Consider the following 13495-nt stretch of genomic DNA (forward strand, 5'->3'; position numbering starts at 1 on the left):
TCCTGCGGAGCGGCAAATGTCCATTAGGAGTTACCTGCGGCGTCGTGCGGCTAGAACTGCGACTTTTTGGGTGGATCGTCCAACAGCGACAATGTGAGGCTTGTGTGCAACATCTGGGTTGTGCGAACGGAGATGACACACGCTCTCAGTCCCGTCTCTGGAATGTCCGTCGCACAGCCCACATTGTCGTCAAATGCCGTCGCTGAGCTGCGGCGTCTTCCGAATTTTCCGCGGGCGATGCGCCTGTCGGCCGCGGGGGCGGTGGCGATCTACCGGACCAACACGCTCCTCAACCTGCTGCTGAGCGACCGGGCGCGCGCGCTGTTCACCCATGTCGCGCTCTACCTGCATTTTTGTGGAACGGATCACGGTCGGCCCGGCCTGACCGTTGGCGCCATGAAGGATCTCTGTATGCAGCTCGGACTGTGCAGCCGCGGCCGCTGCGAGGCGCTGCTGGTGTTGATGCGCGCCGGCGGGCTGCTGGCGGCCGCGACCGATCCCGATCGGCGCAGGCGTTTGCTGATCCCGACCGAAAAGCTGCTCGCTTTGCATCGGTCGCGCTGGGGGCTGCATTTCGAGGCGATGCAGGGCCTCGTTCCGCAAGCCGCGGACTATCTCGCTGCTGTCAGGAACGACCCCGCCTTCACGGAAGCCTTCGCGATCGCGCTCGGCCACCGGTTCGTCACCGGTCTTCGCGTCCTCGACAACGCGCCTGACCTCGAGCCGTTCGCCGAACGCAACGCAGGCTTCGTCATCCTGTTCAGTCTCGCGCTGTCGGGCAACGCGAGTGACGGATTTCCTCCCGCAGCGCCTGTACAGCTTTCGATCAATGCGTTGGCGAAGGATTTCGGGGTCTCGCGCAAGCACGTCTCGTCACTGCTGCGAGAGGCCGAGGCCAGGCAATTGCTGATGCGCAGCGGAGCTGCAAACAACGAAGTCAGGCTGTTGCCGCGCGGCCGTGACGCGCTGGAGGCGATGTTCGCGACCATGTACCTCTACCTCGCGCAATGCGCGGACGAGGCGCTCGGCGCCCGTACCGGGGGCGCCGAGCCGTCTGTGCTGACCGCAACGGCTGTTTAAGCCGCTGAGGCAGCGCGCATCCGCTGGATATCGGGCGGCGTCGCTTCCTCGACCAGAGCGGCGATCGCCTCGGCTGTCGTCATCACCTTCTGGCCGTCGCTGCCGAGCCGGCGGACCGAGACCGAATGCGTCTCGGCCTCCTTCTTGCCGACCACGAGCAGCGCCGGAATCTTGGCCAGCGAATGCTCGCGGACCTTGTAGTTGATCTTCTCGTTGCGCAGGTCGATCTCGACCCGCAGCCCGGCGCGACGGGCCTGCTCCAGCACCTGCTTGGCGTATTCGTCGCCTTCCGAGGTGATGGTGGTGACCACCGCCTGCACCGGCGAGAGCCAGAGCGGGAAGTTGCCTGCATAGTGCTCGATCAGGATGCCGATGTAGCGCTCCATCGAGCCGCAGATCGCGCGGTGCACCATCACCGGCGGTTTCTTGCCGCCGTCATGGTCGATGTAGAACGCGCCGAACCGCTCCGGCAGGTTGAAGTCGACCTGCGTGGTGCCGCACTGCCAGTCGCGGCCGATGGCATCGCGCAGCACATATTCGAACTTGGGTCCGTAGAAGGCACCTTCGCCCGGGTTGATCTCAGTCTTGATGTGGTTGTTCTGCGCCTGGATCTCGCGCAGCACCGTCGCCATCACGCGCTCGGCGTGGTCCCACATCGCGTCCGTGCCGACGCGCTTCTCCGGCCGGGTCGAGAGCTTCACCGTCAGGTCGCCGGTGAAGCTGAAATCGGCATAGGTCGACAGGATCAGATCGTTGATCTTCAGGCACTCGTCCGCGAGCTGGTCCTCGGTGCAGAAGATGTGGGCGTCGTCCTGAGTGAAGCCGCGCACGCGCATCAATCCGTGCATGGCGCCGGAAGGCTCGTAGCGATGTACCACGCCGAATTCGGCGAGGCGCAGCGGCAGGTCGCGGTAGCTTTTCAGACCATGCTTGAAGATCTGCACGTGGCCCGGACAATTCATCGGCTTGAGCGCGAACCAGCGCTTGTCCTCGGCCTCGTCGCCGGCCGACTGCGCCGCGAACATGTTCTCGCGGTACCAGCCCCAATGTCCCGAGGTCTCCCACAGGGACTTGTCGAGGATCTGCGGCGCGTTGACCTCGCTGTAGTCGCCGGTCAGGCGGCGGCGCATATAGGCGATCAGTTGCTGGAAGATCGTCCAGCCCTTGGCGTGCCAGAACACGACGCCCGGGCCTTCCTCCTGGAAGTGGAAGAGGTCGAGCTCGCGCCCGAGCTTGCGATGGTCGCGCTTCTCGGCTTCCTCGATCTGCTTGAGGTAAGCGTCGAGATCCTCCTGCTTGGCGAAGGCCGTGCCGTAGATGCGGGTCAGCATCGGGTTGTTAGAGTCGCCGCGCCAATAGGCGCCGGCCACCTTCATCAGCTTGAAGGCGTTTCCGACCTTTCCGGTCGAAGTCATGTGCGGGCCGCGGCACAGGTCGAACCAGTCGCCCTGGTAGTAGATCTTGATCGGCTCATTGCCGGGAATGGCGTCGACCAGCTCGACCTTGAAGGCCTCGCCCTTGTCGCGGAACACCTGCTTGGTCTTCTCGCGATCCCACACTTCCTTGGTGAACGGTTTGTCGCGCGCGACAATCTCGCGCATCTTCTTCTCGATCGCGGCAAAGTCTTCCGGGGTGAACGGCTCGTTGCGGAAGAAGTCGTAGTAGAATCCGTTCTCGATCACGGGGCCGATGGTGACCTGCGTGCCCGGCCACAGCGTCTGCACGGCCTCCGCCAACACGTGGGCGCAGTCGTGGCGGATCAACTCGAGCGCGCGCGGATCGTCGCGGTTGATCAGTTCGATCTTGGCATCGGCTTCGATGGGGTCGTCGAGGTCGCAGACCACGCCGTCGAGCGCCATTGCGACCGTGCGCTTGGCCAGCGACGGTGAGATGCCCTTGGCGAGCTCGAGGCCGGTGATGCTCTTGGCGTATTCGCGCCGGGCGCCGTCGGGGAAGGTGAGGGTAATCTTTTCTGGCGGGGTCACGGGCCTGAGATTGCTGAGGCTGTACTGGAAGCCGGACTCGGATTTGGGCTGGTCGGTCATTGCTTTTTCTCCTGAGGCTCACTCCTGCGAACGAGCGCAGGTAAGCGGGAACGAGCGATATATCAGGCGATTCGGCCTGTGCAATCGGGCATTTCCAAGAAAGTGGAGCGTAAAGCCGAGACGGTGCCCCAACTATTTCGCGCGGTGCCCTTTAACAGGTCTCGGGCCTGCTCTACATGCAGTTGCATGGAAAATTCGCCTGCCGCGGCCCGTTTCACGCCGACCGCCCTGATGCTTGGCAATCTCGTCACCGGCTGCTCGGTGCTTGCGCCGGCGGGGATGCTGCCGGAATTGTCGGCCGGGCTCGGCATCAGCATCCATGCGGCAGGGCTTCTGATCACCTTTGGCGCGATCACGCTGTGCATCGGCTCGCCGCTCACGGCCTGGCTCACCAGCCGCATCGAACGGAGGACGCTGCTCGCCACGACGCTCGCGGTGCTCGCCATTGGTAATCTCGCCTCGGCATTTGCGCCCGACTACGCCAGCCTCCTCGTCATCCGCCTGATGATGCTCGCGGTCGGCGCGCTTTACACGCCGCAGGCCGCCGGCACAGCGGCGCTGATCGTGCCGGTGGAGCGGCGGGGCAGCACGATCGCCTATATCTTTCTCGGCTGGTCGCTTGCGGCCGCCGTCGGCCTGCCGCTGATCACCTTCATCGCCAGCCGCTATGGCTGGAGCGCGGCCTATGGTGGGATCGGCGCGCTCGGCTGCGTCAGTTTCCTGCTGTTGTTGCTGCGCCTGCCGGCCGGCTTGAAGGGCACGCCGGTGGATCTGAAGACATGGAGCGCGGTCGGCCGCAGCAGGACGATCCTGCTGCTGCTTGCGATCACGATGCTGCAGATGGCCGGGCAGTTCGTGGTGTTCACCTTCATGGGCCCTCTGCTCAAGAAGCTCACCGATGCCGGCCCTGATGCGATCGGCATGGTGTTCGGCATCTACGGCGTCTGCGGCTTCCTCGGTGTCGTCATCGCGACCCGTATCGTCGACACCTGGGGGCCGTATCGCACCTCGCTGCTGTTCACCTGCCTGCTGCTCGCGGGCATCACGGGCTGGGCGCTCGGCGCCGGCACGCTCCCCTGGATGGCGATCGCGGTCGCAATCTGGGGCCTCGGCTTTGCCTCGACCAATTCGATGCAGCAGGTGCGGCTGGTCGCGGCCGCGCCGCCGCTTGCATCGGCGACCGTCGCGCTCAACACCTCCGTGCTCTATATCGGCCAGGCCGTCGGCTCCGCCATCGGCGGGCTGTTGTTCGCCCGCGATCTCCTGCATCCGCTCGGCTTCGTCGCGGCCAGCTTCGTCGTACTGGCGCTGGTCCTTGTGATCCTCACCCGGCCGCAACCGGGCGCCGCGACGGCATGAACCCCGCGTATTCCCGTGCGCAAGGCGCTTGGCAAATAGCGCGTCAGAGCGCTAGAAGGCGAGGCATGGGGACCAAAGAGAGTTGACTGAGATGAGGATGATTCTGGCGGTTGCCGCGGTGCTCTATTCAGCCTCCGCGTTCGCGCAAACCGACAAACCACCGATGGTGGGGGACAAGCCGCTGGTGCAGGTCAAGCCCAAGGGGGCTCAGGCCGGGACCAAGGCGGCGGCTACGTCAACTCCGGCGCCGAAGGGCAAGCCGCAATCGATCGCGGCGCGGCTCCAGGCCTGCCTCGACCTCGACGACGGCACCAAGGACCGGCTGAATTGTTACGACGCGATCATCCCGCCGACACCGAAGCCGAAGCCGGCGAAGGCCAAGGGCTACGCCGACTGCCGCTTCTTCAAGGAAGAGGACGAGCGGCTGGCCTGCTTCAATGGCTTTGCCGAAAGCATTCCAAAGCTGCCCAAGACCTGACGTTTGAAGCCGGACGGTTAGTCGCTGATCCGGCTCAGCACGGCCCTGAAGGCAACGCCCGGCACTTGCAGTGCGGTGCCTTCGAATTCCGCCGTGTCGCCATCCTCGCCGCCGGCGAGCGTCAGCGTGACCCTGTCGTGCCCGAACAGCGCCTTGAAGGACGGGTCGTCGTTGTAGCGCTGGGTCGAGATCTTGACCTTGATGCGGTCGCCTTCGCCGGTGTAGGTGCCGATGAATGCGAAAGCGGAATTGCCGCCGCGCATCTTGCCGTCGATCGCATAGATGACACCGCAACCGGTTCCATGAACCGTGTGGAAGTCGACCTTGTACAGTCCTTGACGCACGACCTGTCCCCGCAGAATGCCAGCTGCAACTCGGCGGCAAACTATGTGCGTTGCCAGCGGAAACAATCCGGTGGCTCCCGGGGATGTCGGCCATCAACATCACATTTTGATCAACGCGTGAGAGAATTGCAGGCAGCGCGGTTAAATGCCGGCTGGCGCAATATCGGGCCTAGCGGCTCGATGCAGCGGCCACGCGCGTCAGCGCCAGCGCTGGCGTTGCCGACATCTTCACCAGCACGTCCTTGAGCGGATACTGGGTCCACGCGCGGTTGACGTAGTCACGATGGGTGATGCCGTCGCCGGTTTCGACGAACACCACGCTGCCGGGACGCAAGGGCCCGTCCATGTCTTCGGAGACGCTGATGCCCTTCTGACGAAGCATGCTCATCAGCTCGCGGTCGCGCCGCGCGGTGTAGCGGGTGTAGGAGCTGACAAAGAAGCTGGAGCGGTGGCTCTCGATCCAGGAGGCGAACTTGTCCATTTCGCCATAGACGGCGTCGAGCAGCACGACGCCGCGGACGCGGTCGCTGATGCCGCCGACTTCGAGGCTCCAGGCGGTCGGGAGGAAGCCGCCGCTATAGCCGACGATCACGATCGGCATGTTGGCGAAGGCGCGTGCACTGTTGGGATCGCCGGTGACGCGGGCGAGGTGGTCGGCCGACTCGGCCATGAAGCGCTTGAAGCCGCCGGGTTGCCAGAATTTTCCGGCGCTGGAATCGGCGGCATCGACCGCCATTTGCGGCGCAAGCAGGACGGCGTTGGCGCCGGAATCGGTGATCTGCTGCGGCACCAACTGCCGGTCGCGCACATCACGCTCGAGCGTTGCGCCATTGCCGTGGAAGAACACCACGATCACGCCGGGCTTGCGCACGTCGAAATGCTCGGGCACGTGCATCAGCACGCGGCTGTCGCCGTAGGTCTCGTCCTGCCAGTAGACGCGGCCGGAGTAGCTGCGGTGGCCGCGGCGGTCGCCCTTGGCGATGTTGAGGAAGGGCGCCTCGGAGGCGGGGTTGTTGCCGAAATAGGGGAAGGCCGACGACTTCATGCTGACGAGCGTCGTCAGGTCCTCGCGGGGCGGACGCTGATAGGGCACCTGCGGCGCGAGCGAAGCGACCTTGTAGGGCGCCTGTTCCGGCTGTTGCTGCACGGCGCGCTTCGGCGAAAAGTCCGACATTTGCCGTTGCAGGAAACCCTCGCTCGCCGACGGGAAACGTTCCCTGAACTGCGGGGCGGGGAAGCGATCCTCGAACGTGTCGCCGCTTGCGACTTGCTGTTTGGCGGCTTGCGGGTTGGTCTTGGTGACGACCTGATTGACGACCTGGACATTAGCCTGCGAGTTCGCCGCGAGCGCCGCCGGATCGGGCGCCTTCCCGCATTGAACCAGCGTCAAGGACAGCGGCACGAAGGCTGAGATCAGACCGATCCGGAGCGCACGACCGCGCGAACCGGACGTCGTCCGGTCGGCGCGCATGTCAGCTCTCAATTTCGGAACGGCCCCGACCATCCACCCATGACCCCACGTCACGATCCAAGTCACGTCCATCGGCATGATCAAGACAATTGAGCCGACCGGCGTTTAGGCGACGTTAAGTGTCCGGAGAAACTTCCCCACATCCGGAACGGTCAAAAGGACCATGTAATCGTGTCCTGATTGTGGGGGAGGGAGACGGGGTTTTCCGGTGTTTACGCACGTTTATTGCCCACGGCAGTGCATAATGGGTGCCAAAATACCTATTTTGCTCGCCTCATTTAACCCTTGTTAACCCTGCTTGAATTGACTGGACCAAACTGCACGATGCTCCCACGAGGCGTAACGCCTGAGGTTGAGGACCCCGATGACGGCATCAGATGCGGGACCCGCGCCCTGGACCGGGCGGCTGACCGGGAGCGGGTCCGGGGTTTCCGTTCTGGTTGCCACCGCCATCGTCGTCGCCGACATGATCGGGGTCGGCGTCTTCACCAGCCTCGGCTTCCAGGTGAAGGACATCCCGTCCGGTTTCTCGATCCTGTTGTTGTGGACCGTCGGCGGCATCGTCGCGTTGTGCGGGGTGTTCTCCTACAGCGAATTGGGGGCGATGTTTCCGCGCTCAAGCGGCGAGTACAATTTCCTAGGTCGTGCCTATCATCCCGCCTTCGGCTTTCTCGCCGGCTGGGTCTCGGCGACGGTCGGTTTTGCGGCGCCGGTCGCGCTCGCGGCGATGGCGTTCGGCGAGTACGCCAAATCGGTCGTCCCGGGTCTGCCGCCGATTCCGCTGGCCATTGGCGTGGTGTGGCTGGTCTCGCTCGTGCAACTGACCGGCGTCAGGCACTCCTCGACCTTCCAGCTCGTCGCGACCATCCTGAAAGTCCTGTTGATCGTCGCCTTCCTGGTCGCTGGCTTCATCATCGGCGTGCTGCAGCCGATCGCCTTCACGCCGCAACCGGGCGATCTCGCGCACATCGTCAGCGCGCCGTTCGCCATCGGCCTCGTCTTCGTGATGTACTCGTTCTCGGGCTGGAATGCCGCGACCTACATCATCGGCGAGATGAACATGCCGCAGCGGGACCTGCCGCGCGCATTGCTCGCGGGCACGCTGATCGTGCTGGTGCTCTACGTCGCGCTGAACGCGGTGTTTCTCTACTCCACGCCGGTCAATGCGCTTGCCGGCCAGCTCGACGTCGCCAGCGTCGCCGGCACCGCCATCTTCGGCAGCCTCGGCGGCCGGATCGTCGGCGCGATGATCTGCTTCGGCCTGATCTCCTCGATCAGCGCGATGATGTGGATCGGCCCACGCGTGATGATGACGATGGGGGAGGACATTCCGGCCCTGCGCGTGTTCTCGAAGCGGTCGGTGAGCGGCGCGCCGGCCTATGCCATCCTGTTCCAGCTGGCTGTCGCCAATCTGCTGCTGTTCACGCGCAGCTTCGAGGCGGTACTCGACTTCATCCAGTTCGCGCTGCTGTTCTGCTCGTTCTTCACCGTCGCCGGCGTCATCAAGCTGCGCATCACCGATCCGGATCTGCCGCGGCCCTATCGCGCCTGGGGATACCCGTTCACGCCGCTGGTTTTCCTGCTCGTGACCGGGTTCATGATGTACTACCTTTTGACCGAGCGGCTGGTTCAGTCGCTGTCGGGGATGCTGGTCATGCTCGCTGGCCTGTTGATTTATGCTGTTTTCCGCAGGCGGCCGGTCGCCGCTGGCACGTCACACAATCGCGAATAGACATGGTTCGACCCCTGAGAATTGCGGCCGTCGCTGTTGCGATGCTGGCTGCGGCCGTTTCGTCCACATGCGCCGCCGACGTGACCTTCGATGACACCGCGCGCTTCCTCGCGGGCATGCAGCCTTCGGCGGACTCGCCGCTGGTGCCACTCACCCAGGATTCGGGCTGGCAGCGCCACGCAAAATTCTTCGATGGCGCCTTCGCCCAGCTCGAGCAGCGGCAGATTTCCAAGATCCGCAACTGGGCCGACGTCAACCTGGCCGCGCCGCGGCCGACCATGTTCTACATGTTCAGCGGCCCGGATTTCCTCTACGCCAACGCCTTCTATTCCAAGGCCAGCACCTACGTGCTGGGCGCGCTGGAGCCGGTCGGCGCCGTGCCCGACCTGACGAACCTGCCGCGCGGCTCGGTCGGCGCTGCGCTCTACAATGTCGAGCGCTCGCTCGGTTCGATCCTGAGCTTCTCCTTTTTCATCACCAAGCAGATGAAGGTCGACCTGCATGCCAACCAGGTCAACGGGACCTTGCCGATCCTCTATGTCTTCCTCGTCCGCTCCGGCAAGACCATCCGCAACGTCGAGATGGTCGCGCTCGACGACAAGGGCGGGATGCACACCGGCAACGACAATCCGGGACCGAATGCCACGCGCGGCGTCCGCATCACCTTCGCCGGCAGCGATGGCGAAGCGCGCACGCTGTATTATTTCTCGACCGACCTCTCCAATCCCGGCGCGCGTGCGGCGGGCTTCCTCAAGTTCTGCGAGACGCTCGGACCGGGCAACAGCCTGATCAAGAGCGCGTCCTATCTGCTTCACTCGGGCAACTTCACCGTCGTTCGCGACTGGCTGCTCGCCAACAGCGCCACCATCGTCCAGGACGATTCCGGCATTCCGCTTGCGAACTACAATACGCGGCAATGGCGGTTCTTTCCGTTTGGCCGCTATCTCGGGCCGATCGGGGAATTCCCCGGCCGCTACCAGGAGCGCTACGCCGAACTGTTCACCCGAGCTCAGCCGATCGATTTTGGCGTCGGCTATCGCTGGCGCATGCACGAGTCGAACTTGCTGCTGTCGGTGAGGGTGCCGGGAAGCGAGATCGCACCGGTTGCGGAGACGACATCTTCCGCCGAGCCGCCGCCAAAGCCGCCGCGCCCGAAGCGGCCACGACCGCCCGAAACGGTCCCGCCGTCGCCCGGACGTTTCTTCTGGTTCCGCTAGCTACCAGTGCACGCTCTGGCTCGGCACGATGAACGCCGTCGTGCTCGGCGGCGTGGCAAGGCTCGTCGCCAGATACCAGCCGGAGCCGAGGACGAGTGCCAGCAGCGCGATGATAGCGAGCATGTCGATGGTTCTGGGGTCGTGATCCCGCGGACTGAACCTGGGGTGCGGACCAAACCTGACATACAAATGAGGGCTGATTTTCCAGCGCATTGTTGTTTCCTCCCTGGGGAGCAACAGAACAACGCGAGGCGAAAGTTCCGGTTCCGATCAAGGCTGTGATGCGCAAAGCACTGCAGCATGCTTAGGAGGCGTTCACCCCGCGCCAGCGGCCATAGCGCCAGGGCAGATACCAGCGCGCGCTTTGCGGCGCGGTGAGAGGCACGTTGTCGATGCCCGACGTGCCGAATGGATTGCAGCGGAGCAGGCGCGCCAGAGTCATCCAGCCGCCAGCCCAGAGCCCGAACCGCTCGATCGCCTCGTCGCCATAGACGGAGCAGGTCGGCAGGTGGCGGCAATTGTAGCCGACCAGCGGTGAGAGCGTGTGCCGGTAGAGCCAGATCAGCGCGCGTCCGAATCTGCGCGGCAGTCGCAGCGCGCCCTCGATGGGAGTGGAACAATGCTCGCAGGTTGGATGCTTCATGTGCGCCGTGCTGCGATCCTGTGCGCGATTTTGCGCGGTTCCGGCGCAGGGAACAGCGAGCTGTTGTGCGCGCGCCATACTTTGTCTGATTTCAGGGAGCAGTGCAGCAAGTACCTATGGACGATCTGTATTCCCCCGGATACCATTTTTGTGACGTCCATGTGTACACTCGTGGGACGTCTGAACGGGGATTGCCTGAATCGGCTTGGGCTTAACGCTTGGGGCTTGGGGAAGGGACCAGTTTGAAACTTCTGAAGTCGCTTCATCTTCGCGGCTGGCTGCTGGTGGGAGCCGCCGCTTGTGGGGTCGTGTTGGCGGGCGCCGTCACGACCTTTGGATCGTCGGCTCGGGCAGGTGCTACGCTCGAAGAGCGCAAGCTGCCGATGAAGTTCAACTGGGTTGTCTGCGAGCCGAACTGCCGCGGCTGGGTCAGCGCGGTGGGCATCATCACCGCAGATACACCCAAGGACTTCGAAGAGTTTGCCCGCGAGCGCCAGCTTGGCGGCGCCACCGTGGTTCTCGACTCCAGCGGCGGTTCCGTCAACGACGCCATCACCCTCGGCCGACGCTTCCGCAATCTCGGCCTTTCGACCACCGTCGGTATTAGTCTTCAGAACCGCGGCGCCCAGTCGGCCCGTCCGGCAGTCGCGCCCGAAGCCTATTGCGAATCCATGTGCGTGTTCCTGCTGCTCGCCGGCAAGACGCGCTACGTGCCGGCGGCGGCGCGTGTGCGGGTCCACCAGATCTGGATGGGCGACCGCGCCGACGATGCCAAGGCAGCCAGCTACAGCGCGCAGGACCTGATGATCGTGGAGCGCGACATCGGCCGGCTTGCCAAATATACTTTTGACATGGGCGGCGCCGGCGACCTGCTGTCGCTCGCGCTCAGCGTGCCGCCGTGGGAAGATCTGCACGAGCTGGACGCAGCCGAGCTGAAGCTCACCAATCTCGTGACGACCAATCTGGTGGCCGACGTGCTACCGCATGTGGACGTCGCCGCGCCCGCGGTGGCGGAGCTCGCGCCGAAGACGCAGGCGAGGTTTGGCGTGGAACAGGAGCAACAGCCCCTCAAATCGACCAAGACGGCGGAGGCGGTGGTACCGACCGGCGCGGTGCAGAGCGCAGGCTCCCAGAAGTAGGACGTCCCGCAGGTTGTCGTTCGGGATTCGTGCGCCGGCGCGTGGCCAAGACCGCTTGAGCCCTGAATCAGCCTTGAGCGGCGGCGGGCTGCTTGGCCTTCGCCTCGATCTGACCGATGGCATCGACCACGGCATCGAAGGTCAGCAGGGTCGAGGCATGTCGGGCCTTGTAGTCGCGGACCGGCTCGAGGAATTTGATTTCCTCCCATTTACCTACAGGAGGCGAGCCATTCTCTTTCAGCATCTTGCGAACGGTTTCGCGTAACTCACGGAGTTCGCTCGCAGTCGAGCCGACCACGTGACTTGCCATGATGGATGAAGAGGCTTGTCCCAGCGCGCAGGCCTTCACGTCATGGGCGAAGTCGGTGACGGTGTCGCCCTCCATCTTGAGGTCGATCTTCACGGTCGAGCCGCACAATTTGGAGTGCGCGGTGGCACTCGCGTCGGGGTCCGAGAGTCGTCCGAGGCGCGGAATATTCCCGGCCAGCTCGATGATCCGCTTGTTGTAGATGTCGTTGAGCATGTGATGGAGTCCAACACTTCCGTACCGGATCGGCCTTGGCGGGCGCCGTCCAGGGTCCTATATAGGAGCGGAACTGGCGGAAAAACAGTCCAGCGGTGCGGCAGCGGTGATCCAGATCTGCGCGGCTGGCGTAATGAGCCAAGGACCTTTTCGCTAATACTGTTCTCTTCAGGCGTCCGGCGGCATGCCGCCCCGTCTGCCGGTGACACTCCGGCCATGAGGCCGTCGAACGGAGTAGACATGGACGCTGCGATCAAATCCATCCGCCCGGGCAAGCCCGCCGACAAGCAGCCCGAAAGCCGCCCGGCAGAGCTCGATCCCGCCGAATTCCTCGCGGCCGCCGTCCGCGCCGACCAGCCGCGCCCGGCGCGCGCAGAGGCGGAAGCGGCGGTGAAGACGCTGCTCGCCTATATCGGAGAGAACACCGAGCGCGAGGGCCTGCTCGACACGCCGCGCCGCGTGGTCGAGGCCTTCGACGAGCTTTACCAAGGTTACCACCAGTGCCCGGCCGAGGTGCTCGACCGCACCTTCGGCGAGACCGCGGGCTATGACGATTTCGTGCTGGTGCGCGATATCGAGTTCACCTCGCAGTGCGAGCATCACATGATGCCGTTCTACGGCAAGGCGCATATCGCCTATACGCCGGTGGAACGCGTCGTTGGCCTGTCCAAGCTCGCCCGCCTGACCGACATCTTCGCCCGCCGGCTCCAGACCCAGGAGCATCTGACGGCGCAGATCGCCGCGGCCATCGACGAGGTCCTGAAGCCCCGGGGCGTTGCGGTGCTGATCGAGGCCGAGCATACCTGCATGTCGGTGCGTGGCGTCGCCAAGCATGGCGCCTCCACCTTCACCAGCCGCTTCACCGGCATGTTCCGCGACAATCCGGCGGAGCAGGCCCGTTTCCTGTCCCTGGTGCGAGGCACGCGCTGACCTCGCTAACGCTCTAGGCGAGAACGCCAGTGTCCGCTCACTCCCATGAGATCGAGGAAGGCCTGGCCTTCCGGCCGCGTTTCGACGCCGCGGGCCTCGTGACCTGCGTCGCGACCGATGTCGCCACCGGCGACGTGCTCATGGTCGCGCACATGAATGACGAGGCCCTGCGCAAGACGATTGCCACCGGCGAGGCCTGGTACTTCAGCCGCTCGCGCAATGCCTTGTGGCGAAAAGGTGAGACCTCGGGTCAGACCCAGCGCGTGGTCGAGATCCGTACCGATTGCGACCAGGACGCGGTCTGGCTTCGCGTCGAGCAGATCGGCGCGGCCTGCCACACCGGCCGGCGGTCTTGCTTCTACCGCAAGGTCGAGGCCGAGGGCGGCGGGGCGAAGCTCGTCTTCGTCAATGCGGACAGGCTGTTCGATCCGGACGCTGTTTATAAGAAGTAGCCCTCCGTCATTCCGGGCCACGCGCAGCGCGAGCCCGGAATCCGTTGTGCGGCATCACGTGCGGCTGGATAGAGTTCGGGCT

General features: G+C 64.4%; 14 protein-coding genes. 8 read left to right on the forward strand and 6 right to left on the reverse strand.

Going from position 1 to position 13495, the window contains the following annotated elements; translation table 11 throughout:
* Positions 1-237 precede the first annotated feature (237 nt).
* Complete coding sequence (locus FNV92_RS13960) at positions 238-1080, forward strand: hypothetical protein (RefSeq protein ID WP_143846321.1); 843 nt, start codon at positions 238-240, stop codon at positions 1078-1080.
* On the opposite strand, the gene thrS is transcribed toward FNV92_RS13960, so the two are convergent.
* Positions 1077-3125 (reverse strand): threonine--tRNA ligase, encoded by a 2049-nt coding sequence (gene thrS, locus FNV92_RS13965; protein ID WP_143845978.1) that lies wholly within the window; start codon positions 3123-3125, stop codon positions 1077-1079. The two genes, FNV92_RS13960 and thrS, sit on opposite strands and share 4 nt — an antisense overlap.
* Before the next feature lie 186 nt (positions 3126-3311).
* Here thrS and FNV92_RS13970 point away from each other — a divergent pair, with 186 nt between their 5' ends.
* A complete protein-coding gene (locus tag FNV92_RS13970) occupies positions 3312-4484 on the forward strand; it encodes an MFS transporter (RefSeq protein ID WP_143845977.1) in 1173 nt (390 codons plus the stop codon).
* A gap of 91 nt (positions 4485-4575) precedes the next feature.
* Positions 4576-4962 (forward strand): hypothetical protein, encoded by a 387-nt coding sequence (locus FNV92_RS13975; RefSeq protein WP_143845976.1) that lies wholly within the window; start codon positions 4576-4578, stop codon positions 4960-4962.
* A gap of 17 nt (positions 4963-4979) precedes the next feature.
* Here FNV92_RS13975 and FNV92_RS13980 read toward each other — a convergent pair whose 3' ends face one another.
* Together FNV92_RS13980 and FNV92_RS13985 are read right to left on the reverse strand one after the other, a co-directional pair.
* On the reverse strand, positions 4980-5306 hold the full coding sequence (locus FNV92_RS13980; protein ID WP_143845975.1) for a GrlR family regulatory protein: 327 nt from the start codon (positions 5304-5306) through the stop codon (positions 4980-4982).
* Between the two features lie 169 nt (positions 5307-5475).
* Positions 5476-6777 (reverse strand): alpha/beta hydrolase, encoded by a 1302-nt coding sequence (locus FNV92_RS13985; protein WP_244623699.1) that lies wholly within the window; start codon positions 6775-6777, stop codon positions 5476-5478.
* Between the two features lie 364 nt (positions 6778-7141).
* Between FNV92_RS13985 and FNV92_RS13990 the strand changes: the two genes are divergently transcribed.
* Together FNV92_RS13990 and FNV92_RS13995 are read left to right on the forward strand one after the other, a co-directional pair.
* Positions 7142-8509: an APC family permease gene (locus tag FNV92_RS13990; RefSeq protein WP_143845973.1), complete on the forward strand. Its 1368-nt coding sequence runs from the start codon at positions 7142-7144 to the stop codon at positions 8507-8509.
* Positions 8510-8511: 2 nt separating this feature from the next.
* Complete coding sequence (locus FNV92_RS13995; protein WP_143845972.1) at positions 8512-9726, forward strand: hypothetical protein; 1215 nt, start codon at positions 8512-8514, stop codon at positions 9724-9726.
* Here the strand turns inward: FNV92_RS13995 and FNV92_RS14000 are convergent, their stop codons facing one another.
* Both FNV92_RS14000 and yidD read right to left on the reverse strand, forming a co-directional pair.
* Positions 9727-9939, reverse strand: a complete 213-nt coding sequence (locus tag FNV92_RS14000; protein ID WP_143845971.1) for a hypothetical protein — start codon at positions 9937-9939, stop codon at positions 9727-9729. It lies immediately after the preceding gene.
* Between the two features lie 91 nt (positions 9940-10030).
* The gene (yidD, locus tag FNV92_RS14005; protein WP_143845970.1) at positions 10031-10369 is read right to left on the reverse strand and encodes a membrane protein insertion efficiency factor YidD; all 339 of its coding nucleotides are present in this window, start codon (positions 10367-10369) and stop codon (positions 10031-10033) included.
* Between the two features lie 242 nt (positions 10370-10611).
* On the opposite strand from yidD, the gene FNV92_RS14010 reads away from it, so the two are divergent.
* Positions 10612-11508: a COG3904 family protein gene (locus tag FNV92_RS14010; RefSeq protein ID WP_168213724.1), complete on the forward strand. Its 897-nt coding sequence runs from the start codon at positions 10612-10614 to the stop codon at positions 11506-11508.
* Between the two features lie 67 nt (positions 11509-11575).
* Here the strand turns inward: FNV92_RS14010 and FNV92_RS14015 are convergent, their stop codons facing one another.
* On the reverse strand, positions 11576-12031 hold the full coding sequence (locus tag FNV92_RS14015; protein WP_015685257.1) for an iron-sulfur cluster assembly scaffold protein: 456 nt from the start codon (positions 12029-12031) through the stop codon (positions 11576-11578).
* Between the two features lie 240 nt (positions 12032-12271).
* On the opposite strand from FNV92_RS14015, the gene folE reads away from it, so the two are divergent.
* Complete coding sequence (gene folE / locus FNV92_RS14020; protein WP_143845969.1) at positions 12272-12961, forward strand: GTP cyclohydrolase I FolE; 690 nt, start codon at positions 12272-12274, stop codon at positions 12959-12961.
* A gap of 29 nt (positions 12962-12990) precedes the next feature.
* Entirely contained in the window at positions 12991-13413 is a 423-nt protein-coding gene (gene hisI, locus FNV92_RS14025) for a phosphoribosyl-AMP cyclohydrolase (protein ID WP_143845968.1), read from the forward strand.
* Positions 13414-13495: the final 82 nt, after the last annotated feature.

This window comes from Bradyrhizobium cosmicum (assembly GCF_007290395.2).
Lineage (GTDB): Bacteria > Pseudomonadota > Alphaproteobacteria > Rhizobiales > Xanthobacteraceae > Bradyrhizobium > Bradyrhizobium cosmicum.